General features: G+C 74.0%; 20 protein-coding genes. 12 read left to right on the top strand and 8 right to left on the bottom strand.

Going from position 1 to position 24333, the window contains the following annotated elements; all coding sequences use genetic code 11:
• Positions 1-57 precede the first annotated feature (57 nt).
• The 7 genes from AB0J57_RS06890 to rfaE2 all read left to right on the top strand — a co-directional run bounded on the left by AB0J57_RS06890 (position 58) and on the right by rfaE2 (position 8895).
• Positions 58-1152 carry a glutamate--cysteine ligase gene (locus tag AB0J57_RS06890; protein ID WP_366126943.1) on the top strand — a complete coding sequence of 365 codons (1095 nt, stop codon included), beginning with the start codon at positions 58-60 and terminating at the stop codon, positions 1150-1152.
• Positions 1153-1603: 451 nt separating this feature from the next.
• Positions 1604-2572 (top strand): UDP-glucuronic acid decarboxylase family protein, encoded by a 969-nt coding sequence (locus AB0J57_RS06885; protein WP_366126942.1) that lies wholly within the window; start codon positions 1604-1606, stop codon positions 2570-2572.
• Between the two features lie 43 nt (positions 2573-2615).
• Positions 2616-4283, top strand: coding sequence for a carbamoyltransferase C-terminal domain-containing protein (locus tag AB0J57_RS06880; protein ID WP_366126941.1), 1668 nt, complete (start codon positions 2616-2618; stop codon positions 4281-4283).
• A 16-nt stretch (positions 4284-4299) separates the two neighbouring features.
• Complete coding sequence (locus AB0J57_RS06875; protein WP_366126940.1) at positions 4300-5265, top strand: glycosyltransferase; 966 nt, start codon at positions 4300-4302, stop codon at positions 5263-5265.
• Positions 5262-6758: a glycosyltransferase gene (locus AB0J57_RS06870; RefSeq protein WP_366126939.1), complete on the top strand. Its 1497-nt coding sequence runs from the start codon at positions 5262-5264 to the stop codon at positions 6756-6758. The genes AB0J57_RS06875 and AB0J57_RS06870 overlap by 4 nt, the downstream gene beginning before the upstream one ends.
• A gap of 86 nt (positions 6759-6844) precedes the next feature.
• Positions 6845-7498 (top strand): SIS domain-containing protein, encoded by a 654-nt coding sequence (locus AB0J57_RS06865; RefSeq protein ID WP_366126937.1) that lies wholly within the window; start codon positions 6845-6847, stop codon positions 7496-7498.
• Positions 7495-8895, top strand: coding sequence for a D-glycero-beta-D-manno-heptose 1-phosphate adenylyltransferase (gene rfaE2 / locus AB0J57_RS06860; RefSeq protein WP_366126936.1), 1401 nt, complete (start codon positions 7495-7497; stop codon positions 8893-8895). Before AB0J57_RS06865 ends, rfaE2 begins: the two co-directional genes overlap by 4 nt.
• A 257-nt stretch (positions 8896-9152) precedes the next feature.
• On the opposite strand, the gene AB0J57_RS06855 is transcribed toward rfaE2, so the two are convergent.
• The gene (locus AB0J57_RS06855; protein WP_366126935.1) at positions 9153-10460 is read right to left on the bottom strand and encodes an MFS transporter; all 1308 of its coding nucleotides are present in this window, start codon (positions 10458-10460) and stop codon (positions 9153-9155) included.
• Between the two features lie 331 nt (positions 10461-10791).
• Between AB0J57_RS06855 and AB0J57_RS06850 the strand changes: the two genes are divergently transcribed.
• Positions 10792-11526 carry an SDR family oxidoreductase gene (locus tag AB0J57_RS06850; protein ID WP_366126934.1) on the top strand — a complete coding sequence of 245 codons (735 nt, stop codon included), beginning with the start codon at positions 10792-10794 and terminating at the stop codon, positions 11524-11526.
• Here AB0J57_RS06850 and AB0J57_RS06845 read toward each other — a convergent pair whose 3' ends face one another.
• The 4 genes from AB0J57_RS06845 to AB0J57_RS06830 form a co-directional block, all read right to left on the bottom strand.
• Positions 11527-12558 (bottom strand): DNA topoisomerase IB, encoded by a 1032-nt coding sequence (locus AB0J57_RS06845; protein ID WP_366126933.1) that lies wholly within the window; start codon positions 12556-12558, stop codon positions 11527-11529. It abuts the gene before it with no gap.
• 53 nt (positions 12559-12611) lie between these two features.
• On the bottom strand, positions 12612-12950 hold the full coding sequence (locus AB0J57_RS06840; RefSeq protein WP_366126931.1) for a DUF3140 domain-containing protein: 339 nt from the start codon (positions 12948-12950) through the stop codon (positions 12612-12614).
• 69 nt (positions 12951-13019) lie between these two features.
• Complete coding sequence (locus tag AB0J57_RS06835; RefSeq protein ID WP_366126930.1) at positions 13020-15419, bottom strand: SpoIIE family protein phosphatase; 2400 nt, start codon at positions 15417-15419, stop codon at positions 13020-13022.
• A 60-nt stretch (positions 15420-15479) separates the two neighbouring features.
• Positions 15480-17903 (bottom strand): SpoIIE family protein phosphatase, encoded by a 2424-nt coding sequence (locus AB0J57_RS06830; protein ID WP_366127167.1) that lies wholly within the window; start codon positions 17901-17903, stop codon positions 15480-15482.
• Between the two features lie 335 nt (positions 17904-18238).
• Here AB0J57_RS06830 and AB0J57_RS06825 point away from each other — a divergent pair, with 335 nt between their 5' ends.
• Positions 18239-19171, top strand: a complete 933-nt coding sequence (locus AB0J57_RS06825; protein WP_366126929.1) for a MurR/RpiR family transcriptional regulator — start codon at positions 18239-18241, stop codon at positions 19169-19171.
• Positions 19172-19462: 291 nt separating this feature from the next.
• On the opposite strand, the gene AB0J57_RS06820 is transcribed toward AB0J57_RS06825, so the two are convergent.
• Positions 19463-19741, bottom strand: coding sequence for a DUF5133 domain-containing protein (locus AB0J57_RS06820; protein WP_366126928.1), 279 nt, complete (start codon positions 19739-19741; stop codon positions 19463-19465).
• Between the two features lie 274 nt (positions 19742-20015).
• Here AB0J57_RS06820 and AB0J57_RS06815 point away from each other — a divergent pair, with 274 nt between their 5' ends.
• The 3 genes from AB0J57_RS06815 (at position 20016) to AB0J57_RS06805 (ending at position 21952) form a co-directional block, all read left to right on the top strand.
• Entirely contained in the window at positions 20016-20204 is a 189-nt protein-coding gene (locus tag AB0J57_RS06815; protein WP_366126927.1) for a DUF2795 domain-containing protein, read from the top strand.
• A gap of 306 nt (positions 20205-20510) precedes the next feature.
• Complete coding sequence (locus tag AB0J57_RS06810) at positions 20511-21506, top strand: glycosyltransferase family 2 protein (protein WP_366126926.1); 996 nt, start codon at positions 20511-20513, stop codon at positions 21504-21506.
• Positions 21503-21952, top strand: coding sequence for a GtrA family protein (locus tag AB0J57_RS06805; protein ID WP_366126925.1), 450 nt, complete (start codon positions 21503-21505; stop codon positions 21950-21952). Before AB0J57_RS06810 ends, AB0J57_RS06805 begins: the two co-directional genes overlap by 4 nt.
• Here the strand turns inward: AB0J57_RS06805 and AB0J57_RS06800 are convergent.
• Both AB0J57_RS06800 and AB0J57_RS06795 read right to left on the bottom strand, forming a co-directional pair.
• Positions 21927-23438: a DUF6056 family protein gene (locus AB0J57_RS06800; protein ID WP_366126924.1), complete on the bottom strand. Its 1512-nt coding sequence runs from the start codon at positions 23436-23438 to the stop codon at positions 21927-21929. The genes AB0J57_RS06805 and AB0J57_RS06800 overlap by 26 nt on opposite strands.
• Positions 23439-23600: 162 nt before the next feature.
• Positions 23601-24329 (bottom strand): class I SAM-dependent methyltransferase, encoded by a 729-nt coding sequence (locus AB0J57_RS06795; RefSeq protein ID WP_366126922.1) that lies wholly within the window; start codon positions 24327-24329, stop codon positions 23601-23603.
• Positions 24330-24333: the final 4 nt, after the last annotated feature.

Raw genomic sequence — 24333 nt, 5'->3', positions numbered from 1 at the left:
TCGGGGGACCCCGCGATGACGGATTCAGCAGATCGTTCGAAGGGTACCCGGGGCGACATGATCACCATTGGGGTCGAGGAAGAGTACTTGCTGCTCGATCCGGACTCGTGTCTGCCGGTCCCCCTCGCGGACACCGTGCGCGCGGCGGCCGGTCTCGAGCCGATCGTCGAGGACGCCGAGGTCCAGTCGGAACTGCTCCAGGCACAGGTGGAGGTCGCCACGCCGGTGTGCACCGACCTGGAGGAGGTCGGCGGCCACCTGCTGCGGCTGCGCCACGCGCTCGGCACGGCGGCGGAGAAGAACGGCTGCCGGATCGCCGCCTGCGCGACGGCCCCGTACCGGGAGCTCGCGCCGGTGCCGGTGACCCAGAAGGCCCGCTACCTGGCGATGCGCTCGCAGGCCCCGCAGCTCGTGGCCGAACAGCTCGTCAACGGGATGCACGTGCACGCGGCCGTGCCGGACCGCGAGATGGGCGTCGCCGTCCTGAGCCGGATCCGGGTCTGGCTGCCGGTCCTGGTCGCCATGTCGGCCAACTCGCCCCTGTGGGACGGCAAGGACACGGGTTTCGCGAGCTGGCGCACGGTGATCTTCGGCCGCTGGCCGGTCAGCGGGCCGCCGCCGTGCTTCTCCTCGCTCGGGGACCACGAAAGACGCGTACAGACGCTGCTCGACACCGGGATCATCACCGACACGGGTCAGCTCTACTGGCAGGCCCGGCTGTCCGACAAGTACCCGACGGTCGAGGTGCGCTGCGCGGACGTGCAGTTGCGCGCCGACGCGGCGGTGATGTTCGCCGGGCTCATCCGGGGGCTGATCGCCACGGCCATCCGGGAGGAGAAGGCCGGCCTGCCGCTGCCCGAGTGCCCGCCGGAGCTGCTCCAGGCGTCGAACTGGCACGCCGCCCGGCACGGTCTGAGCGGCCTGCTGGTCGACCCCGGGGGCAGGGCGCGCCGGGCCGGCGACGTGCTGTGCATGCTGCTCGACCACGTCACTCCCGCGCTGGACGAGGCCGGGGACAGCCGTGAGGTGGCCTCGCTGGTCCACCGGCTGCTCCAGCAGGGCACCTCGGCGGACCAGCAGCGCCGGGCCCTCGCGGAGGGCGGGCTGCGGGCCCTGGCGGAGCTGATCACCAGCGAGACCGTCGCGCCCTGAACCCCTTGTGACCACGGCCCGCACCCGGCGTCCGGCCGGGTGCGGGCCGTGCAGGGCTCCCTTCACCGGCACCCAAGGCCGCCGGCCTCGAGGAGGCGAGCCCGGAGGGGCCCCGCCCCCACCCACCGGCGGTATCCGCACCGCCCCGCGTGGGCACCGGGAACAGGCACCGCCCCAGTCCCGTTGTGCCCACCCGTCCCTCCCCCGAGGACTTCGTCCAGGGGGGACCCCGGCGGGACGACTGCCCACAACGGGGGGCGAAGCCGAACACCCCTCGAACCGCACCCGAAGCGCACGCCGAACGCCCTCGGCGGAGCCGTCGTCACCATCCGTGACCACTCCAATGGCGCACACCACCGCGCCCCCCGCCCCCGTCCGGCCGAGCCTGGTCGCAGGTGCGGGGGGCACTGGATCGTCGTCCGCGTTCCGCACTCGTACGGATGGAGACCGAATGAACACCGCCTTCTCACGCAGTTGGGAGCACGCCGTCGTCACCGGCGGCGCCGGCTTCGTCGGTTCGCACCTGTGCCACGCGCTGCTGGACGCGGGCACGGCCGTCACCTGCGTCGACGACTTCAGCACCGGGCGGCCGGAGAACATATCCGAGCTGCGCGGCCGCCCCGGTTTCACGCTCGTGGAGGCGAACGTCTCCGAGCCGTTCTCCGTCGAGCGCCCACCGGACCTGGTGCTGCACTTCGCGTCGCCCGCGTCGCCCGCCGACTATCTGCGCCTGCCGCTGCACACGCTGGACGCCGGCAGCCTGGGCACCCGCCACGCACTCGACCTGGCCCACCGCTGCGAGGCCCGCTTCCTGCTCGCCTCCACCTCAGAGGTGTACGGCGACCCGCAGCAGCACCCGCAGAACGAGCGGTACTGGGGCAACGTGAACCCGGTCGGCCCGCGCAGCGTGTACGACGAGGCCAAGCGGTTCGGTGAGGCGCTCACCACCGCCGAGGCGGAGGTGCACGGCACGGACGCCGGCATCGTCCGGCTCTTCAACACCTACGGGCCGCGGATGCGCGGCCACGACGGCCGGGCCGTCCCCACCTTCGTACGCCAGGCGCTGGCCGGCGAGCCCCTCACGGTCACCGGCGACGGGTTGCAGACCCGGTCCCTGTGCTACATCGACGACACCGTGCGCGGCATCCTCGCCGCGGCGGCCCACGGGCTGCGCGGCCCGGTGAACATCGGCAACCCCACCGAGATCACCATGCTGGAACTGGCCCGGCTCGTCATCGAACTGACCGGCTCCGACTCGGAGATCCGCTTCATCGAACGGCCGACGGACGACCCGGCCGTGCGCTGCCCCGACATCACCCTGGCCCGCGACAAGCTCCAGTGGGAGCCGCTCGTCAGTGCCGAAGAGGGTCTGCGGCGCACCATCGCCTGGTTCCGCGCCCACGCGGACTCCGACTCCTGACGCCCGTCCGTCTCCCCCGACTCGCCGAAAGGCCTGGGACCCCATGCGCATTCTCGGAATCAACGCACTCTTCCACGATCCCGCCGCCGCGCTGGTCATCGACGGCCGGACCGTCGCCGCCGCGGAGGAGGAGCGGTTCTCCCGCCGCAAGCACGGGAAGCGGCCGGTGCCGTTCTCCGCCTGGGAACTGCCCGAGAAGGCCGCCGCCTGGTGCCTGAAGCGGGCGGGGCTGCGCCCCCAGGACCTGGACGCGGTGGCGTACTCCTTCGACCCGGAACTGGCCCGGCCCGCCGATGAGATGGGCCTGGACGACCCGTGGGACCACCTGCGCCTGACGTACGCGCGTGAGGCGCCCGGCTTCCTCAAGGCGACGCTGCCGGGCCTGGACCCGGGCATCGTCCGCTTCGTCCCGCACCACATGGCGCACGCCGCCTCCGGTGCCTTCGCCGCCGAGGGCGCCGGCACCTCCTCGGTGCTGGTCCTCGACGGGCGCGGCGAGCGGGCCTCGCACCTGGCGGCGCGCCGCGTCCACGACCGGCTGGAGGCGCTGTACGCACAGGAGCTGCCGCACTCGCTGGGGCTGGTCTACGAGGAGCTCACCGACCACCTCGGGTTCCTGCGCTCCTCCGACGAGTTCAAGGTGATGGCGCTCGCCTCGCACGGCCGGCCCCGGATGCTGCCCGAGCTGCGCCGGTACGTGTACCCCACCGGTGACGGCGGGTTCCACGCGACCGGGGTGCCGTGGGCGGAGCTCGCCCCGCGCCGCCGCCCCGACGAGGCGTGGACCCAGGACCACGCCGACATCGCCGCCAGCGCGCAGGCCGTGCTGGAGGAGACGCTGCTGGACCTGGTGCGCTGGCTGCACGGCCAGACCCACGACAGCGTCCTCACCCTCGCCGGGGGCGTCGCCCTCAACTGCGTGGCCAACTCGCGGATCGCGCGCGAGGGGCCGTTCGACCGGGTGTGGGTGCAGCCCGCGGCCGGTGACGCCGGTACGGCGCTGGGCGGGGCGCTGCTGCTGGCGGCGGGCGGCGGGGACGACCCCACGCCGATGCCGGGCGCCGATCTGGGCCGGGACTGGTCCGACGCGGAGCTGGGTGCCTGGCTGAAGACGGCCGCCGTGCCCTTCGACCGGCCGGCGGACATCGCGGAGACCGTGGCCGAGGCGCTGGCGGACAACGCGATCGTGGCCTGGTTCCAGGGGCGTTCGGAGTTCGGGCCGAGGGCGCTCGGGCACCGCTCGCTGCTGGCCCACCCGGGGCACGCGGGCAACCTGGAGCGGCTCAACGACGTCAAGGGGCGTGAGCAGTTCCGGCCGGTGGCGCCGATGGTGCTCGCCGACCGGGCGGCGGAGATCTTCGACGGCGTGCTGCCGAGCCCGTACATGCTGTTCGTGCACGACGTGGCGCCCGAGTGGCGGGAGCGCATCCCGGCCGTGGTGCACGTCGACGGGACGGCGCGCATCCAGACCGTGGACCGGCAGGCGGAGCCGCTGGTGGCGCGGATGCTGACCGAGTTCGAGCGGCGCACCGGGCTGCCCGTGGTGGTCAACACCAGCCTGAACACGGCCGGCCGGCCGATGGTGGACGACCCGCGCGACGCCCTGGAGTGCTTCGGCTCGTCGCCCGTCGACCTGCTGGCCATCGGCCCGTACGCGGTCCGGCGCGGGGACTTCTTCCGCTCCGACGACACCGACGACGCGTCGCGGTGACGGGAGGAGAGCGCTCATGAACATCCTGCTGTGGCATGTGCACGGGTCCTGGACGACGGCGTTCGTCCAGGGACCCCACACCTACCTGGTGCCCGTCACCCCGGACCGGGGCCCCGACGGGCTGGGCCGGGCGCGCACCTTCACCTGGCCGGACTCGGTACGGGAGGTGACCCCCAAGGAGCTGCGGGACGCGCAGGTGGACCTGGTGGTCCTCCAGCGGCCGCACGAGTTCGAACTGGCCGAGCGCTGGCTGGGCGGGCGCCGTCCGGGCCGGGACGTCCCGGCGGTGTACCTGGAGCACAACGCGCCCGAGGGCAGCGTCCCCGACACCCGTCATCCCTGCGCGGACCGCGACGACCTGACGCTGGTCCACGTCACGCACTTCAACAGGCTGTTCTGGGACAACGGTGCGGTACGGACCGAGGTGATCGAGCACGGCATCGTCGACCCGGGGCACCTGTACACCGGGCGGCTCGCACGGGCGGCGGTCGTGGTCAACGAACCGGTCCGGCGCGGCCGTCACACCGGTACGGACCTGTTGCCCGCGCTGTGCGAGGCGGCGCCGCTGGACGTGTTCGGCATGCGTACCGAGGGGCTCGCCGCACACCTGGGCGTACCCGAGGAGCGGTGCCGGAGCACCGACCTGCCGCAGCGGGAGCTGCACGCGGCGATGGCGGAGCGCCGGCTCTACCTGCACCCCATCCGCTGGACCTCGCTGGGGCTGTCCCTGCTGGAGGCCATGCACCTGGGCATGCCGGTCGTGGCGCTGGCGACGACGGAGGCCATCGAGGCGGTGCCGGCGGGCGCCGGGACGCTGTCGACGCGGCCCGAGGTGCTGGCACGGGCCGCCCGGACCTACCTGAACGAGCCGGAGGCGGCGGCCGAGGACGGCGCGCGCGCCCGGCAGGCGGCGCTCGAACGGTACGGGCTCAAACGCTTCCTGAACGACTGGGAGCGCGTGATGACGGAGGTGCGGTCATGACATCCCTCGACCCCATGGACACCGGTCCCCGGAACAACGGCCGTGGCCGCCGCCAGGTGGACGCGAACGCCGACGCGTTCCCCGACATCGACGCGCCGGGCGTCGACGCACCGGGCATCGATGGATCGGACGCCCGAGCGCCGGACGTCCGAGCGCCGGACACGAGGGCTCTGGACGCCGACGCCCTGAGCATCGACACGCTGGACGCGGCCGCGCTGGAGGCGGAGGTGGAGGCGCTCGGTGGCGGCGACCGCACCGGTCGCGGCCGTGGCCACGGGCTGTCCATCGCGCTCGTCTCGGAGCACGCGAGCCCGCTCGCCGTGCTGGGCGGTGTCGACGCGGGCGGCCAGAACGTGCACGTCGCACGTCTCGCGAGCGCCCTCGCCGACCGGGGCCACCGCATCACCGTCTTCACCCGCCGCGACTCCCCCGACCTGCCGGACCGGGTGATGCTGCGGCCCGGTGTCGAGGTGCACCACGTGCCCGCCGGGCCGCCGGAGCCCATCCCCAAGGACGAACTCCTTCCGTACATGGCGGCGTTCGGCCGCTGGATGGCCCGTGAGTGGCGGACCCGGCCGCCCGACCTGGTGCACTCGCACTTCTGGATGTCCGGCGTGGCCTCACTGCGGGCCACCCGGGAGGCGCGGCTGCCGATGCTGCACACGTACCACGCGCTGGGAACGGTGAAGCGGCGCCACCAGAAGCAGGCCGACACGAGCCCGCCGGAGCGCGTCGACCGCGAGCGGGAAGTGGGCCTGGGCTGCGACCGGGTGATCGCCACCTGCCACGACGAGGTCTTCGAGCTGAGCCGGATGCGCATACCGACCGACAAGGTGGGCGTCGTGCCGTGCGGCGTGGACACCGAGCAGTTCTGCCCGGACGGCCCGGCCGCAGAGCGGGACGGCGGCCACCGTCACCGGCTGCTCCAACTCGGCCGCCTGGTCCCGCGCAAGGGCGCCGCCGTGTCCATCACGGCGCTGACCCGGCTGCCGGACACCGAACTCCTCATCGTCGGCGGCCCGCCGGCCGACCGGCTCGACGCCGACCCGGAGGTGCGCCGGCTGCGGGAGATCGCCCGGCTCGCCGGGGTCGCGGACCGGGTCCGGTTCACCGGGGGCGTACCGCCCGAAGACGTGGCGCCGCTGCTGCGCAGCGCCGACGTGGTGCTGTGCCCGGCGGACTACGAGCCGTTCGGCATCGTGCCGCTGGAGGCCATGGCATGCGGGCGGCCGGTCGTCGCCAGCGCGGTGGGCGGGCAGCTCGACACCGTCGCCGACCCGGCCACCGGCCGGCTGGTGCCGCCCCGGGACCCCGACGCGCTGGCGCGCGCGGTGGGCGAACTGCTCGCCGACCCCGCGCAGCGGGCGGCGTGCGGGGCGGCCGGCCGCCGCCGGGTGCTGAGCCGGTACGGCTGGGCGAGGGTCGCCGCGGCCACCGAGAAGGAGTACGCCACGGTGCTCGCCGCCCGGCCCGCCGTGACGGGCGTGGCCTGACCCGGTCCACCGGTACGACGAAGTCCGAAGGAGGTGTGGGCCCGCCGCCGTTCCGCCGGAACGCGGACGCGGTACGCCCGAACGCCATGACCGATCCCCTCGCTTCCTCCACTCTTGAAGCGGCGCACGAGCACTGCCAGGCGCTCCAGGACGCGCTCGGCCGGTTCCGGCGCCGGAATCTGGACCGGATCGCGCAGTGGGGCGGCCATCTCGCGGCCGTCCTCCCGGTGGGCGGCCGGCTGCTGGCCGCCGGCAACGGCGGCAGCGCCGCGCAGGCCCAGCACCTGACGGCCGAGCTGGTGGGCCGCTACCAGCGGGAACGGCCCGCCTTCTCGGCCATCTCGCTGCACGCCGAGACGTCCAGCGTCACGGCCATCGGCAACGACTACGGGTTCGACCAGGTGTACGCCCGGCAGGTCGCCGCCCACGGCCGTCCGGGTGACGTCCTCATGCTGCTGTCCACCTCGGGCCGCAGCGCCAACCTGATCGCGGCGGCCGTGACGGCGCGCCAGGCCGGGCTGCGGGTCTGGGCGCTCACCGGCCCGCGCCCCAACCCGCTGGCCGAGGCGGCCGACGAGTCCTGCTGCGTCGAGGCCGGCTCGACGGCGACCGTCCAGGAGACCCACCTGGTGGCCGTGCACCTGCTGTGCGAGTACTTCGACGCGGCGGTCGAGGCGGGGCCGCCCACGCGTGCGGCGGGCGCGGCGGCGCCCGTCGCGGCCCGGCGGAGGATGTCATGAGTGCGTACAAGCCCCTGGTGGTCGTGGGAGACGTCCTGCTGGACGAGGACATCGAGGGCGTCTCCACCCGGCTCGCCCCGGACGCCCCCGCCCCGGTCGTCGACGTCACCGGCGACCAGCGCCGCCCCGGCGGTGCCGGGCTGGCCGCCGCCCTCGCCACCCGTGGCGGGCGGGACGTCGTCCTGGTGACCGCGCTGGGCGACGACCCGGCCAGCGAGGCCGTGCGCCGCACGCTTCGGGGCCGCGTCCGGCTGGTGGAACTGCCGCTGAAGGGCACCCTGCCGGTGAAGACCCGGGTGCTGGCGTCCGGCCGGCCGCTGGTGCGGATCGACCGCGGCGGCGGCGACCCCGGCGAGCCGGACGGGGCCGTGCGGGACACGCTCGCGCAGGCCCACGCCGTGCTCGTCGCCGACTACGGGCGGCACACCGCGAGCGCGGTACGGGAGCACCTGGCGGCCGTCGCGCCCAAGGTCCCCGTGGTGTGGGACCCGCACCTCAAGGGCGACGCGCCGGTGCCCGGCTCGCGGATCGTCACGCCGAACGCCGCCGAGACGATGGCGCTGTGCCGCGGTGACGGCGACTCGCTGCGCGCGTTCGCGGAGCGCGGCGCCGACCTGGCGGAGCGGTGGCGGGTGGCGGCGGTGGCCGTGACGCTCGGCGAGCGCGGCGTGCTGCTCACCCGGCCGGGCGCCACGACGCCGATGCTGGTGCCGGCGCCGTACCGGGCGGAGGGCGACGCGTGCGGTGCGGGCGACTGCTTCGCCGCCGCGACGGCCGCCGCCCTGGCGGACGGCGCCCTGCCGGAGGAGGCGGTGCAGCGGGCGGTTGCCGAGGCGGCCGCGTTCGTCGCGGCGGGCGGCGCGGGCAACCCCTCGCTGTGGCGTACGCCGCCCCCGGCCGGGCCCCGCGAGGCACCGGAAACCGATCCGTTCGTGCTCGCGGAGCAGGTGCGGGCGCGGGGCGGGACGGTGGTCGCGACGGGCGGCTGCTTCGACCTGCTGCACGCGGGCCACGTGGGCCTGCTGGAGAGCGCCCGGCGGATCGGCGACTGCCTCATCGTGTGCGTGAACTCCGACGAGTCGGTCGGGCGCCTGAAGGGCCCGGGCCGGCCACTGAACCCGCTCCCCGACCGGGTACGGGTCCTCGCGGGCCTGGGCAGCGTCGACGCGGTCGCCGTCTTCGACGGGGACACGCCCGCGGAGCTGCTGAGCCGGCTGCGGCCGGACGTGTGGGTGAAGGGCGGCGACTACTCCGCCGAGGACCTCCCGGAGGCGGAGGTCCTGCGCGCCTGGGGCGGCCAGGCGGTGGTCCTCCCCTACCTCAACGGCCGCTCCACCACCCTCCTGGCCCGCCGCGCCGCCCAAGCGGCGACCCCCATCCGCCCCCCGGGCCGGTAACCGTCCCCCCGTTGTGGGCAATCGTCCCGCTGGGGCGGGACGGGTGGGCACAACGGGACAGGGGCGGTGCCCGTTCCCGGTGACCCCGTGGGCGGTGCCTGCCCGGTGGGTGGGGGGCGGGGCCCCTCCGGGCTCACCTCCTCGAGGCCGGCGGCCTTGGGTCTCTCACAAGGGAGCCCCTGCTTTGCCGCCGGCCTCTGCGGGGGCGACCCTGCACGGCCCCACCCCGGCCGGACGCCGGGTGCGGACCGTGGGCGTCAGGCCGCCGTGGAGAGGGCCGGGCGCTTCGTGGGCACCGGGCTCACGACCGGCCGCAGCGCGCGGCGGCGCCGCAGCAGGTGCCCCGCGCCGATCGCGCCGGCGATGAGGAGGCCGCCCGCGACCAGGGCCCCGCGCGCGCCGGCAAGTTCCATGAGGAGGCCGAGGGCCGGCGGGCCGGCCAGGGACCACATGGTGCGGATGCTGTTCCAGACGCCGAGGACACGGCCGCGCATGTGGGCGGGCGGGTCGGTCTGGAGGACGGTCGTGCCGGCCGTGTCGGAGACGGACTCGACGACGGCCATCGGCAGGACGAGGACCAGCAGGACGGCGAGGGACGGGGAGAGCCCGGCCACCACCTGGAGCAGCGCCCCGGCGGCGGCGAGGGTGCCCACGAGGCGTACGGACGGCTTGCGCAGCCGTGCGCCGAGGACGGCGCCGACGATGCCGCCGACGGCCAGGACGGTGGAGACCGTACCGAAGGCGCCGGCGCCGCCGGCCAGCGGTCCGGTGACCAGCACGGCGAGGGTGAGCCCGTAGTTCCGGCCGAAGATCGCGCTGATGCCGCTGATGCCGGCGAGGGCGACGAGCCGGGGGCGGCGGGCGAAGAAGGCCAGGCCCTCCCGGACGGTCATGTCGTCCTCGCGCGGCGCCGTCGGCGCGGCCTTGGTGACGGCGGTCGCGACCGGGCGGAGGAAGGGGATGACGGCCGCGACGAAGAGGAACGACACGCCGTTCGCGGCGTACGCGGCGGCCGTGCCGAAGACACCGACGGCGAGGCCCGCCAGTCCGGCGCCCGCGAGTCGCCCCGCGTTGCTGACGAGCGACCCGACGCCGATGGCGGAGGGGACGTCCTCGGCGCGGACCAGGTCGTTGCCGAGCAGCGCGCAGGCGGGCCCGTCGATGGTGGCGATGAGGCCGGTGACCGCGGCGAGCGCCATCAGGACGCCCAGGTTGAGCTGGTCGAACGCGACGAGCAGGGCCGTGGTGAAGGCGACCGCGCCGAGCAGCGCCTGGCTGACGGCGGCGGTGAGCTTGCGGGGCCAGCGGTCCACGGCGGCACCGCCCGCGACGCTCACCAGGAGCCCGGGCGCGGCCTGCACGGACAGGGACAGGCCGGTCGCGGCGGCGGAGCCGGTGATCTGGAGCACCAGCAGGTTCTGCACGGTGAGCTGCATCCACGTACCGGCGTTGGACACCAGGTTCGCGAGGGACCACCAGCGCATGCTGCGGTACTTGAGGGAGCGCCACGGCGAGTGGTCGACGCGCGTAGGGGCGGGGGCGGAGGGCGTGGAGGAAGAAGGCACGGTGAGTTACGGGGGTGACGAGCCGGTGGACTCGGATGGCGGAATCGGCGGAAGTGGGGCCATCTGCTGCGTCGCACGGCCGGTCCACCGGATCTGTCTGCTGCTGCGCGCCTCGTCGGAGGCGGTCCGGCAGCGTCGACCATGGTGGCAGAAGGGCGGGTGCCGCGAACGGGAGAAGTGGCCTGGTCAGCGGCCCGCCGGGGTGCGTTTTCGGGTCTGACCTGGGCTTTCGGCACTTCTGGTGTGCTTGCTCACAGTGATCGTCCGGGGTGCCGTGCGTAGTGGCGCAGGCCACAGTGGGAGTCAGCAACCGGCAGTGGAGGAGGCAGGCATGGGCGGCGATCTTCGGGGCAGGCAGGCGCTGGTGACCGGCGGGGCGCGTGGACTGGGCGCCTCGATCACCCGGCGGCTGGCGGGCGCGGGCGCGTCCGTCCTGGTGGCGGACGTGCGCAAGGAGCAGGCGCGGGAGCTGTGCGAGGAGCTGGCCCAGGACGGGCGGGACGCGCGTTTCGTGGAGCTGGACGTGCGGGACGCGCGGGCCGTGGCGGAGGTGTTCCGGGAGCTGGACGGGGACGGCCAGGCGGTGGACGTGCTGGTCAACAACGCGGCCGTGGACGTCTCCAAGCCGATCGAGCACCTCACGGCGGAGGAGGTGACCCGGGTCGTCACCACGAACCTGCTGGGGCCGATGTACCTGTGCCTGGAGTCCTACCGCCGCATGGTCGCCCGGGGCGGCGGCCACATCGTGAACATCCTGTCGACGGCGTCGAACCGGACGTGGACGGAGGCCGGTCCGTACTCGGCGGGCAAGTCGGGGCTGCGGGCCTTCACGCACACGCTGTTCAAGGAGGCCCAGCGGGACTGCCCGGGCATCGGGGTGACGGGGATCATCGCGGGCGGCATGGAGACGCCGTTCATCCTGGAGCGGTTCCCGGACGCCGACGTGTCGCTGCTCCAGAGCCCGGACATCGTGGCCGACACGGTGCTGTACGCGCTGTCGGTGCCGGCGGGCAGCGCGGTGTCGGAGCTGGTGGTGGTGCCCCGCAAGGAGCCGTCCTGGCCGTGATCAGGGGGCGGGCGGGCGTCCGGTGCGCAGCATGTGCAGGACGGCCCGTTCGGCGGGGCCCTGGGTTGCGGGGATGCCGTAGGCGCCCTCGGTGCCGAGGCGGGGCAGGGTCGCGGCGACGGTGATGCCCTCCTCGTACAGTTCGATCACGCGCGGGTTGATGTAGGAGGCGCGGCAGACGGCCGGGGTGTTGCCGAGGTATTCGGCGACTTCGCGGGCCGCCCGGGCGATGGCTCGGCGGCGCGCGGTCTCGCTGCGGGCGACGGACTGGGAGACGGCGAGGGCGACGGCGGCCATGACGGTGGCGTGCCAGGTGCGGAAGTCCTTGGCGGTGATGTCGAGGCCGGCCAGGTCCTTGAGGTACGCGTTGACGTCGGCGCTGCTCAGGTCGTGCCAGGCGGGGCTCTCCCAGTAGGCGAAGAGCCGCTCGCCGCCGCCGCGCCGGCGCAGCAGCGCGGTGAGGGTGCGGCAGGTCGGGGGGTCGGCGACGGTCTGGATGAGCTCCCTGCCGTGCTTGGCGGGGTAGGTGAAGACGACCGCGCCGGCCTGGCAGCGGGAGTGTTCGCGCAGCAGGGTGGTCAGGCCGTAGCTGTTGTTCTCGTCGGTGTAGCGGTCGCTGCCGATGCGGAAGAAGCCGAGGTCGAGCAGGCGTACGGCGGTGGCGAGGACGCGCTGGCGGGTGAGTCCCCGGTCGCCCAGGTGCGCCTCGACGGCCTCCCGTACGGCGGGCAGCCGCTCGGCGACGTCGAGGACGTGGTCGTGCTTGGCCTGCTCCTGCTCGGCGCGGAACTGCGGGTGGTAGAGGTACTGGCGGCGCCCGGCGGCGTCGGTGCCGACGGCCTGGAGGTGCCCGTTGGCGCGGGTGCAGATCCAGACGTCCCGCCAGGCCGGCGGGATGACCAGGGCCTTGATGCGGGCGAGTTCCGCCGGGTCGCGCAGCGGGCGCCCGGAGGGGTCGAGGTAGCTGAAGCCGCGCCCGTGGCGCTTGCGGCGGTAGCCGGGGTCGGTGGGGCGGCTGTGGTACAGGCGCAACGGATCCTCCTCGTGGGGGCGCTATGGCCGGGGGAGAATCCGTGTGGCCGGTGTCAGGCCGGCTTGAGCGGGTCGTGGCCGATGTCCATCAGGCCGTGACGCCAGTCGGTGCCCCCGGCTGTGGGGTCGAGTGACGGGTCGCGCTGCGAGCGGACGATCTCGCAGACGCGCTGCATGACGCCGACGTCGTCCTCGGTGAGGTCGGTGCGGCGCTTGCCGAGGATTCCGAGGACGCGCCGGCCCAGGGGCTTCCCGGAGCGGTCGGGGACCTCTTCGGTCTCCTCGCCGGCCGATTCGACGTTCAGCCATTCCTGGAGTTCGCGCGAGGTCATGTTGACGACGGTGTGGAATTCGTCCCACAGGGCGTCGCTGATCTGTTCGGACACTGCCATGGCGTGCCTCCTGTGCGTTCGGACCATGCCCGGGTTTCCGGGCCGGAGCCCCGGCAAACACGGGGGACGTCACGGCGGGATCGGCTGCTCGGCCCAGATCGTCTTGCCGGTGGGGGTGTAGCGGGTGCCCCACTGCTGGGTCATCTGCGCGATGAGGAACAGGCCTCGGCCGCCTTCGTCCTCGCTGCCGGCGCGCCGCAGGTGCGGTGAGGTGTGGCCGGTGTCGGACACCTCGCAGATCAGGTTCCGGTCGCGGATGAGCCGGAGCTGGATGGGGCCGGAGGCGTAGCGGATGGCGTTGGTGACGAGTTCGCTGACCACCAGTTCGGTGGTGAAGGACAGCTCTCCGTCGAGCCCCCAGGCGTCGACCTGACCGGTGGCCAGGGCGCGGGCCCGGCCGACCACTTCGGGGTCGTCGGCCAGGTCCCAGGCGGCCACCTCGTGGCTGTCGAGGGTGCGGGTGCGTACGAGGAGGAGCGCGGCGTCGTCGTCGACGGGGCCGGGCAGCAGCGTGGCGACGATCCGGTCGCACAGGTCGTCCAGGGGCCGCTCGTGGTCGGCGAGGACGGTGTGCAGCGCGTCGAGTTCGGCGTCGCGGTCCCGGTCGCGGCCCTGGACGAGCCCGTCGGTGAACAGCGCCATGAGGCTGCCTTCGGGGAGGTCGAACTCGGCGCTCTCGAACGGCAGGCCGCCGAGCCCCAGCGGCGGTCCGGCGGGGACGTCGGGGTGGCTGACGGCTCCGGTGGCGGGGTCGACGACGGATGGCAGGGGGCTTCCGGCGCGGGCCATGCTACACCGGCCGGCGACCGGGTCGTAGACGGCGTACAGGCAGGTCACGCCGAGCGCCGGGTCGTCGGCCTCGGTCGCGGAGCCGGGGGCGTGGACGGCGGCCTGTTCGTGGGCGTCCTGGGTGACGAGTTCGTCGAGGCGGGTGAGGAGTTCGTCGGGCGGGAGGTCGAGCCGGGCGAACGCGCGCACGCTGGTGCGGAGGCGGCCCATGGTGGCGGCGGCGCGCACCCCGTGGCCGACCACGTCGCCGACGACGAGGCCGACGCGGGTGCCGGACAGGGCGATCACGTCGTACCAGTCGCCGCCCACCCCGGCCCTGCTGTCGGCCGGCAGGTAGCGGTGGGCGACGTCGACGCCGGTCAGCTTCGGCAGGCGCCGGGGCAGCAGGCTGCGCTGGAGGGTGAGGGCGGCGGCGTGCTCGCGGGTGAAGCGGCGGGCGTTGTCGATGCTGACGGCGGCGCGGGCGACGAGTTCGTCGGCCACCAGGAGGTCGCCGGACTCGAACGGGTCGGGGTGGCGGTCGCGGCAGAACGTCACGACGCCGAGGGAGGCGCCTTCGGTGCGCAGCGGCACGGCGAGCCGCGAGTGGACGGGGCCCGTGCCGGTGTCGAGGACGGGGCGCCCGGCGGCCAGGCAGCGCGCCTGGAGGGAGTCGGCCGGGTGGTCGACGGGCCGGCGCCGGGCGGGGTGGGCGTCGCGGTCTGCGGACGCGGGGCCTTCCCACACGCGTACGACGCGCCGGGCGGTCGCCGTTCCGGGGGTCGGCTGCTCGCCCTCCAGGACGACGTCGATGAGGTCGACGGTGATGCCGTCGGCGAACTGCGGGACGGCGACGGCCGAGAGCTCCTGCGCCGTGCGGGTCATGTCCAGGGACGTGCCGACCCGGGCGCCGGCCCGTACGAGGAGGTCCAGGCGCTGCTGGGCGAGGTAGCGGTCGGTGATGTCCACCGTCTCCTCGCAGACGCCCAGGGGACGGCCGTCGGCGTCCTGGAGGCGGTAGTACGAGCAGGACCAGACGTGGTCGTGCTCGGGGTCGGCGGGCGGGCGGCCGCTGTAGTGGAGTTCGATGACGGGCTCGCCGGTGGCGATCACCTGGCGCATGGCCTCCTCGAGCGTGCCCGGGTAGCCGTCGGAGAGGATCTCGCCGTGGGCGACCATCTCGTCGGGGCCGAGCCCGGCGTACTGGAAGGTGCCCATCTCCTGGTAGAGGGCGTGGTTGGTCCACACGATCCGCAGATCGGTGTCGTAGATGGCGAGGCCGACGGGCGACTGGGTGGCCAGGCCCCGGAGCATCGACTGGAGGGCCTCCCAGCGCTCCGTCTCGTCGGCGTCGGCCACCGCGAGCAGCTTGGCGGGCCCGGTGCCGCCGTGGGAGAGCGGGAGGCTCGCGGTCGCCACGCGGATGATGTGGCCGTCCCGGTGGCGCATGTGGAGCACCTGGCGGCGGGCCTGTGCCGCGCCGGGGAGGGGTGTGGCCAGGTGGTATTCGCCGGGGCGGTCGACGATGAACGTGCCGATGGGGCGGCCCACCGCCTCCTGCGGGGGGTAGCCCAGCAGGGCGTGGGCCGCCGGGTTCCAGCCGACGACCGTGCCGTCGGCGTCCAGGACGGCCGTCGCCGCTTTCGTGACGTCGAGGGGGCCGCGGAAGTCGGCACCCTCGGCCGCGTACACCGCGCTCATGGCACCTGCCTTCTTACGTCTCCCCATGGTCGGTCGGCGCTCCGCCGGGCACAACCGCGGTCATGCCGGACGGCTCCGGCCGGGGTCGCCGTCGGGGCGGCGGGCGGCGAGGAGCAGGGCGATGTCGTCGGGCCGGTCGCCCGCGGACGTGGCCTCGCGGATGAGCCGCTCGGCGGTGTCGCCGAGCGGGGACGCGCCGACTCCGGCGAGGGCGCGGCGAAGCCGCTCGATGCCCAGGTCGATGTCGATCCCGGGCTGTTCGACGAGTCCGTCCGTGTACAGGGCGAGGACCCCGCCCGGCGCGAGCCGCGCTTCGGTGACCGGGTAGGACGCCTCGGGGTCGACGCCGAGGACGACGCCGCCGGGCAGGTCGAGGACCTCCGTTGTGCCGTCCGGGTGACGCAGCAGGGGCTGGAGGTGGCCGGCGCGCACGGCCCGCATGGCGCCGGTCGCCGCGTCGAGGACGACGTAGCAGCAGGTGGCGAACTGTCCGGCGTCGAGGTCGATGAGCAGCCGGTTCGTCCCGCTCATCACCTCCTCGGGGTCGTGGCCGCTGAGGGCGAAGGCGCGTACGGCGCTGCGCAACTGGCCCATGGTGGCGGCGGCGGAGACACCGTGTCCCTGGACGTCGCCGATGACGAGGGCGATGCCCTGGCCGGTTTCCACGACGTCGTACCAGTCGCCGCCGACCTCCATGCCCTGGGTGCCGGGGAGGTAGCGGCCGGCGGTGTCGACGTCCCGGAGGCTGGGCAGCCGGTGCGGCAGCAGGGCGTCCTGGAGGCCACGGGCGAGGGCGGCCTCGGAGTCGTAGCGCCGGGCGCGTTCGAGGGCCTGGGCGATCAGTCCGGCGAGGGCGGTGAGGACGGTGCGTTCCTCGGGGCTGAAGCCACGGGGCTGGTCGAAGCCGAGGATGCAGGAGCCGACGGGGCGGCCGGAGGCGATGAGGGGCAGGAAGGCGCGGGCGCCGACGTTGGCGTCCAGGGGGATGCCGGGGTAGGCGGCGGCGAGCCGCTGCATGGACTCGAAGAAGATGGGGCGGCCGGTGGTGAGGGTTTCGACGCCGGGCAGCCGGGCGTCGAGCCCGACGCCGTCGAAGCGGTCGAGGAAGCCCTGCGGGAAGCCGGTCTCCCAGGCGAGGCGGAGCTGGCGCTCGTCCAGGAGGTAGATCGCGAGCTGGCGGCCGCCGAACGCGGGGAGCAGTTCCTCGGTGACGACGGCGGACACCTGCCGGGCGGTGACGGCCTCGGTGAGCGCGATGGCGAGGGCGACGGGGCGGTACAGCATGGACGCGCGGTCGGCCGGGGAGCCGAGCCCGGCGCCGGGCGCGACGACCGATCCGGGTGTGTAGGCGGGCTGTTCGGCGGTGGCGAGGGTCATGGTCAGGCCCTCGTGGCCGGGGTGGAGGGAGACCGAAAGCCAGGTCTCGCCGTCGCGGTGGGCCAGGAAGTGGACGGGCTCGTCGGAGAGCAGGGCGGAGCGGAAGCTGTCCTCGTAGGCGGGCTTCCCGAGCCAGGGCAGCGCCTCCCACAACGGGCGCCCGACCAGTTCGGGCCGGCCGCGGCCGAGGAGGGTCTCGGCGGTGCGGCTGACGAACGTGATCCGCCCGAGCCGGTCCAGCGAGCACACCCCGCCCGGCAACCGGTCGGCCGCCGCGGCGACGACGGGCCCGGTCCCGGGGTCGACGAGGGTTCCGCGAAGCCGCCGGTCGTGCCCGGTCAGCTCCAGGAGGCAGGGGCGGCCGTCGAGGGCGTGCAGCCAGATGCGGCGGATGCGGGGCCGGCCGGGGTCGCCGAGCTGGTGGGCGACGGTCCACAGGCCGTACGTGTCCTCGGGGGCGAGCAGCGCGGCGAGGGCGTCGATGGTGGACGTGGGGGTGTCCGGGGCGGCGCCCAGCATCGTACGGAAGTCCTCGTCCGTGGTGACGGCCCCGGTCGCGGTGTCCCAGTCCAGGTGGCCGGTCCGTACGGGCGGGGTGGCACGGGCGGGGAGCTGGACGTTGACGGGCGGGCCGTCCCAGGACGCGGGGGTGCCCCGGGCGGCGAGGCCGGCGAGGCGCGTGCCGAGGTCCTGGGCGGCCTGCCGCATCCGGCGCCGGTCGCCGGGGTCGACGGGCCGGCCGGGGGTGGCGGCGCGGAGCACCACGAGTACGCCGAACGTCTCGCGGCCGTGCGCGACCGGTTCGTACAGCGATCCGAAGGGGAACGGCAGGCCCGCCATGAGCTGGGGGTACCGGCGCATGGCGTCCTCGGCGTCGGCGAGGTGGACCGCCATGCCGGAGCGGTAGGCCTCGGCCACCGGGAAGGGCCGGTTGATGTGCATGCGCCACCAGGGGTGGAACAGCGTCGCGGGCAGCCCGGCGAGTACGGCCAGCCGCAGCAGCCCCGGGGTGCCGGTACGGAGGTAGACCCCACCCGCGAACCCCCCGGTGGCCTCGACGGCGCCGACCGTGGCCCGCGCCAGCTCCAGCGCGGGCCCGCCCGGCAGGCCGGTCGCGGCCTTGGTCCGGGTGCCGGTGCCGGCGCCCGTGCCGGTCCCGTTGCCGTTGCCGTTGCCGTTGCCGTTGCCGTTGCTGTGCGGTTTCCCTGGCATGTCGCAGCCTTACTCAGCGGGCGGTTCCCGGCGGCGCCGTACGCGCTGCGGCGGGACGCGCACGAGTGCGGAACGCGCGTGTGCGGGACGCGCAGGCGGGGGCGGCGCGGTGCCGGGGCACACAGCCAGCATGCTCCCGAGCGGCCGCGTCACGCACATCGGTGGGCCCGGGAGCGGCCGGGGCGGTTGAGCTATGTTGAGCGGGATCGGGACACGAAGGAGGCACACCGGTGCCATCAGGGCAGCAGGCACGCGCGCAGGCGGCCGCGATCACGCCGGGCAAGCCGTCCCCCGCGGCGGAGGCGGCCCCGGCCGTTCCCATGGACCGGGTCATGGCGCTCTTCGGCGGTCACCGGCTGTCGCCCGCCCAACGCCGCATCGCCCAGTACATCATCGACCACCTCACCGAGGCCGCGTTCCTGTCGATCACCGACCTCGCGGAGCGCGTGGGCGTCAGCCAGCCGTCGGTGACGCGGTTCGCGACGTCCCTGGGGTACAGCGGGTTCCCCGCGCTCCGGGAGGCGTTGCAGCCGATCGCGCTCAGCGCGGTGGCCGGCGCGCCGGACACCCGTGAGGAGATCCGCCGCAACGAGCTCCAGGCCGCCATCGACGCGGAGATCGAGAACCTGGAGCATCTGCGCCGCCTGCTGGGCGACCCGGGCCAGATCCTCGACGTCGGTCGCGAGCTGGCCACTTCGGTGCCCTTGACGATCCTGGGCCTGCGCATCTCGGTGTCGCTCGCGGAGTACTTCGCGTACGCGGCGCGCCGCATCCACCCCGATGTGCGGCTGGTGACCCGTGGCGGCAGCGTCGCCTACGACGCGCTGTTGCAGTCCCGGGAGGCGGGCGGGACGTGGGTGCTGGCCTTCGCGATGCCGAGGCACGCCCACGAGACCCTGGCCGCGATGCGGGCGGCGCGCCGGACGGGCCTGCGCATCGCGCTGATCACGGACCTGACGCTCGGGCCGCTGGTGGACGAGGCGGATGTGACGCTGACGGCCGGGACGGGGTCACGGCTGGTATTCGACTCGTACGCGGCGCCCGGCGTCCTCGCGGCCTCCGTGCTCCAGGCGATGGCGGACGCGAACCCGGAGCGGACGCAGTTGCGGCTGGAGGGGTACGAGCAGGCCGCCGAGCAGCACAACTTCTTCCTCGACGACTGAACCGCACCGGCCGATCCCGCTCACGGGCCCTGCCGCAAGGGCGTTTTCCGCCGTTTTCACGCGTCACCAAGGCATGAAATTTTTCATGCGCTTGCTTACTGGACGGTAAATATATTTACTGCTCGGACACCCCGGTGACACACGCCCCGGGGAACGGGACAGAACACCGGCGACGACGCTCCCTCCTCGCGTCGCCCCTGGTGTTCCGACCGGGCGCTCCGCACTCCCCGCGGACACCCGTGGCGGCCCCGGTCAACCCCTGGGCCGGGGCCGCCGAAAGTTCTCCCCGCGTCAGGTGGCGGTGCCCGCCGCCGCCGGTGCCGCGCCGGCCGCGGCTGTGACCGTGGCCGCGGCCGTGGCGGTGACCGCGGCCGTGGCCGCCAGCCTCGCCCGCGCGGCGGCCAGCGCTTGGTCCAGGTGCCGCGTCCCGGTGGTCACGCACAGCGTGTACGTGACATCGTCGAGCCGTCGTTTCAGGTCGGGCGCGAGGGCCAGCTCCTGGGAGGCGGTGCACAGGGATTCGTAACGGGCTACGAGCTCACGAAGCACTGCGGGATGCGCCAACAGCATGAACGTACCTGCCTTTCCCACGCCACGAAGCAAGGAGAGAGGGACGCCGGCGCCTGCTCCAGGCCGGTCGCCCCGAGGCCGGGCGATGCGCCGGCCCCCGAACCGGGTCGCCCTCCCGCACATGGATGTGCCCGCACTCTCCGGCTCTCACACGACATTGTGATGCAACCGTGACGGATTCGCGCTGCGTGGGGAAAAAGGTGCTTGTGCTCCATTGTCGTGACATGGACTTTGGTCCCGGTATCCGGTTCGCGCGCGGGGGTACCCCTCGACCATGGCTGTGAACCCCATCGAAATGCAGAAGGCCCTCGGCGGCGTCAACTACCCGGCTTCCAAGAAGGAGATCGTCGACCAAGCACAGAAGCACAAGGCCGACAAGAAGGTCATGGACGCCCTGAAGTCCCTCCCCGAGAAGGAGTACGACTCGCCGGCCGCCGTCAACAAGGAGGTCGGGAAGGGCTAGTCCTGATCCAGGACCCGCCCCGCCCGGCGCCACACGCCCACCCATATCCGCCCCGTCCCCGCAAGCCCGGGTGACGGGGCGGACGCACGCGTGCGTGGACACGGACCGTCACGCACTCACCCGAGTGGACGGCGTGGGGCTGTGGAGGCGCCGCCGCCGCGCTCCACTGGCTGCACGGGTGCCGCAGCGGGCGAAGTCCATCGCCCGGTGCAGGCAACCCCGGTGGCCCCATGGCCATCCTCCCTATGCGGCGGCCCCGAACTCCCGGCCGCCGTCCCGCACACCAGTGCATGGAGTGAGCAGCCCATGGTCCATATGTCGGTCGTCGTCCCGTGCTTCGACGAGAGCGAGGTGATCGACGCCTTCCACACCGCCCTCATAGCCGCTCTCGAACCGACCGGCGTGACCTTCGAGGTGTGTTACGTCGACGACGGCAGCGGCGACCGGACCGTGGACCGGCTGCGGGACCTGGCGGCGGCCGACGGGCGCGTGCGCTACACCTCCTTCAGCCGCAACTTCGGCAAGGAGTCCGCACTGCTCGCCGGTATGCGCATGTCCCGGGGCGAGGTGGTCGTGCTCATGGACGCCGACCTCCAGCACCCTCCCGCGCTCCTCCCCCGCATGCTGGAGCTGCACCGGCACGGCTACGACCAGGTGATCGCCCAGCGCGACCGGTCCGGCGAGGGTACCGTCCGGACCGCGCTGAGCCGCGCCTACTACCGTCTCGTGCGCCGCTTCATGGACGTCGAAGTCATCGACGGGGCGGGCGACTTCCGGCTCCTGTCGCGCCGCGCGGTCGACTCGCTGCTCTCCCTGCCGGAGAGCAACCGGTTCTCCAAGGGCCTGTTCTCCTGGATCGGGTTCGACACCGTCAGCTTCACCTACGAGAACGTCGAGCGGGCCGCCGGCCGGTCCAAGTGGGGCGGCCGGCGGCTGCTCAACTACGGCATCGACGGGCTGCTGTCGTTCAACAGCCGGCCGCTGCGCCTGGCCATCCACACCGGCCTGTGGCTGTTCCTGTCCGCGCTCGTCTACGCGCTCTGGATCGTCGCCAACGTGATACTCGACGGCGTCGACACGCCCGGTTACGCGACGCTCATCACCGCCATCGTCGCCCTCAGCGGCATCCAGCTCGCCACGCTCGGCGTCATCGGCGAATACGTGGGCCGGATCTACCACGAGGCCAAGCGCCGCCCGCACTACGTGGTGCGGGAGACGGACAGCTCCGCGGCCCGCCCCCGCCGCCGGGACACGCGCGAGACGCCCCTGGAGCCGGCGGGACGGGCCCGGCCGAAGCCGTGAAGCCCGCCGTCCTCGGACAGTTCGTCTCCTTCTGCCTCATCGGGCTGGCCAACACCGCCGTCTACTTCGGCGTGTACGCCACGCTCAACGTCTGGCTGCCGTACCTCGCCGCCCACGTCATCGGGTACGCGGTGAGCGTCGTCGGCTCGTTCCTGCTCAACTCGTACGTCACCGTCCGCACCAGGCCCACGTGGCGGGCCTTCGCCCGCTATCCGCTGTCGGGCGCGGCCAACGTGGTGGGCAGCGGCATCCTGCTCCACCTCGCGGTGAGCCGGCTGGGGATGGACGAGAACCTGGCGGCCATCGCCGCCGGGCTCCTGGTCACCCCGCTCTCCTTCGTCCTCGCCCGCTGGGCCATCACCTCCGGGGCGGCCGCCACCCGCCGTTCCGCGTCGCGGCAGCCGCCCGGGGAGGAGCGGGTCAGGGAAGGCGCGTCCCGCGAGTGACCTTGTCCAGGTGGTAGTAGTCGGCGACGCACTGGGCGGGCCAGATCCTGGTGCCGTTGGCGCTGAACGGCTCCAGCATCCCGCTCACCGACACCGGCTTGTACGGCAGCACCTTCGCGCCCTCGGCCGCCCGCTCCCGCAGCCACCGGTCCTGGCGGTCCCACTTCTGCGCCCGTACCCGCATGTCGTGGCCCAGCTCGTACAGCGGGGCGGCGAGCCCCAGGACGGTCACCGCGCAGACCGCCGCGGCGAGGCCGGTGACCGCTCCGGTGCGGACCCCGCGCAGCCGCAGCGCCCGCCCCAGGAAGGCACCGGCGGCCACCAGCAGCAGCACGTACAGCAGCAGGTAGTCGTTCCAGGTGCGCTCCGCGCTCACCACGCGGGGGCCGAAGACCGGGTACGTGATGACGGTGCACAGGTAGCCGGAGACGAGGAACGCCAGCGCGCCGAGGCCGGCCAGCAGCAGCGGCCGGCACGGCAGCAGGACCCGCCGCTCCCGGCGGGCGGTGCCGCGCGCCAGCAGGCCGAGCAGCACACCGGCGGCGACGGCACCCGCGTACTGCCATGTCGTCAGGATGGTCTCCAGGATGCGGACGTACGCCCGCAGCGAGGCGAGCAGCGATTCGGGGGCGATCATGGAGACGGTCTCGGCGTCGTACCGCTCGCGCCGGTTGCGCGAACCGGGGGACGTCACGAGCACGACCGTGCCGATGGCGACACCGGCCATGCCGAGGAGGGACCAGGCCCGGGCGAAGGCCCTGACCCGTTCGGTGAAGATCCACCCGGCGAACAGGACGACGCCCGAGAGCACCACCAGGGCCACCACGGACGCCTCTTCGGAGAGCGTGCCCATGAACACGCCCGCGAGCAGCACGACGACGAGCGCGGCGATCCGCCCGCCCCGGCCGCGGGCCCGCAGCAGCGGGATGGCGGCCGCGCAGGCGAGGACCGGGGCGAGGGTATGCGAGACGGAGGCGGCGGGCCAGAAGAACGTCTTGTACGTGTTCTGGGTGGCGAAGAGGAACACCGCCGTGATCATGGACGCGACGAGCAGGGGCACCCCGCGCGGCACGCTCTGCCCGGCGCGGCGCAGCACGTGCGTGGTGAGCGCCCACAGCAGCCCGAGCATGAGGACGCCGCTGACGAGGGCGTACCACTGGTGCCCGGCGACCGGGAACTTGGCGTACAGCCCGACGAGCAGCCCATTGCCGACGCGCCCGTTGTCGGTGACGTAGAACTTCCCGACCAGGCGGGAGATGCCGCCGTCGCGCACGACGGGCAGGAAGCACCACTCGTCGGCGCTGGGACGGACGTACCGGCCGAGGTACGACGCGGCGGCGAGCAGGCCGAGCGGCAGCGCGGCCAGGAGGGCCGCCCACGGGACGGCCCGTGACGCGCGCGGGTCGCCGCCGCCCCGCTCACGCCCGCGTCCGGGGCCGTCCCCCGGCTCCGGTGGGACGGTGACACTCGATGCGCCGACGGCCATGTCTTCTTCACTGCCTCTCGGGAAACCACTGGTACGACACCGAAGAGGTGAAACGGGCCGGTGCCGTTGTCCGCGCGCCGCAGCGGATTCGGCGCGTCGCGGACCGGTTTCCCACTGGACAAGCTGTTCAGGTCCTCCGCAACCGGCCGCCGCCCATGTGGCTCACGGCCGAAGGGCGGTCACCAGGCGGCACCGGGGAGCCCCGCCGGGCTGCCGGCCGAACTCCTCCAGCGGGGACAGCTCCACCGTGAAGCCGGTGCGGGTCAGTTCCGCGACCACGTCGGTGAGGCGGAAGGTGCGGTAGTACATGATGAAGCGCGGCCGCCACAGCAGGTTGCGCACCCGCATGGCGGTGTCGAACGCCCACAGCTCCCAGTAGGGGGGCGAGCCGACCGGGGGCGGGGCCGGGATGGGGAAGACGAACCGGCCGCCGGGCCGCAGCGCCCGGTGCACCCCGGCGAACAGGGCGGGCCGTTCTGCCGGCAGGAAGTGCCCGAACGCCCCGAAGCTCACGGCCAGGTCGAAGGACGGGACGAACGGCAGGGCGCGGGCGTCGGCGCGCACCCAGTGGAGCTCAGGTGATGAGCCGCCGGGTGCGTGGGCGGCACGGGCCCGGTCGAGCATGCCGGCGCTGAAGTCGACGCCCGTCACGCGCTCCCGGCACAGCTCGCGCAGCACCCCGACCCCCGCTCCGGTGCCGCAGCACACGTCGAGGCCCGCCCGGAACGGTCCGAGCGGCCGCAGGGCGCCGGCGACCGCGTCCAGCACCCGGTCGGAGGTGCGGTACGGGGTGTGGTCGAACTTCGGGGCCAGCAGGTCGTAGCCGCGTTGGGTGGAGGAGAGCGCCTGGGTGGCGAGTTCGCGCAACGTCGGGCCGTGCGGGGTGAACATGGTC

Origin of the sequence: Streptomyces sp. NPDC049837 (assembly GCF_040674455.1) — a bacterium.
Classification (GTDB): domain Bacteria; phylum Actinomycetota; class Actinomycetes; order Streptomycetales; family Streptomycetaceae; genus Streptomyces.
The sequence above is the reverse complement of the archived record's forward strand: the minus strand, read 5'-3'. Positions and strand labels throughout refer to the sequence as shown.

Excerpts from the sequence above, each read along its gene's own strand:
- AB0J57_RS06810 (WP_366126926.1), top strand. The coding sequence starts at position 20,511 with ATGGTCCATATGTCGGTCGTCGTCCCGTGCTTCGACGAGAGCGAGGTG.
- AB0J57_RS06890 (WP_366126943.1), top strand. The coding sequence starts at position 58 with ATGATCACCATTGGGGTCGAGGAAGAGTACTTGCTGCTCGATCCGGAC.
- AB0J57_RS06870 (WP_366126939.1), top strand. The coding sequence starts at position 5,262 with ATGACATCCCTCGACCCCATGGACACCGGTCCCCGGAACAACGGCCGT.
- AB0J57_RS06820 (WP_366126928.1), bottom strand. The coding sequence starts at position 19,741 with ATGCTGTTGGCGCATCCCGCAGTGCTTCGTGAGCTCGTAGCCCGTTAC.
- AB0J57_RS06815 (WP_366126927.1), top strand. The coding sequence starts at position 20,016 with ATGGCTGTGAACCCCATCGAAATGCAGAAGGCCCTCGGCGGCGTCAAC.
- AB0J57_RS06880 (WP_366126941.1), top strand. The coding sequence starts at position 2,616 with ATGCGCATTCTCGGAATCAACGCACTCTTCCACGATCCCGCCGCCGCG.
- AB0J57_RS06850 (WP_366126934.1), top strand. The coding sequence starts at position 10,792 with ATGGGCGGCGATCTTCGGGGCAGGCAGGCGCTGGTGACCGGCGGGGCG.
- AB0J57_RS06885 (WP_366126942.1), top strand. The coding sequence starts at position 1,604 with ATGAACACCGCCTTCTCACGCAGTTGGGAGCACGCCGTCGTCACCGGC.
- AB0J57_RS06840 (WP_366126931.1), bottom strand. The coding sequence starts at position 12,950 with ATGGCAGTGTCCGAACAGATCAGCGACGCCCTGTGGGACGAATTCCAC.
- AB0J57_RS06865 (WP_366126937.1), top strand. The coding sequence starts at position 6,845 with ATGACCGATCCCCTCGCTTCCTCCACTCTTGAAGCGGCGCACGAGCAC.
- AB0J57_RS06800 (WP_366126924.1), bottom strand. The coding sequence starts at position 23,438 with ATGGCCGTCGGCGCATCGAGTGTCACCGTCCCACCGGAGCCGGGGGAC.
- AB0J57_RS06875 (WP_366126940.1), top strand. The coding sequence starts at position 4,300 with ATGAACATCCTGCTGTGGCATGTGCACGGGTCCTGGACGACGGCGTTC.
- AB0J57_RS06835 (WP_366126930.1), bottom strand. The coding sequence starts at position 15,419 with ATGAGCGCGGTGTACGCGGCCGAGGGTGCCGACTTCCGCGGCCCCCTC.
- rfaE2 (WP_366126936.1), top strand. The coding sequence starts at position 7,495 with ATGAGTGCGTACAAGCCCCTGGTGGTCGTGGGAGACGTCCTGCTGGAC.
- AB0J57_RS06795 (WP_366126922.1), bottom strand. The coding sequence starts at position 24,329 with ATGTTCACCCCGCACGGCCCGACGTTGCGCGAACTCGCCACCCAGGCG.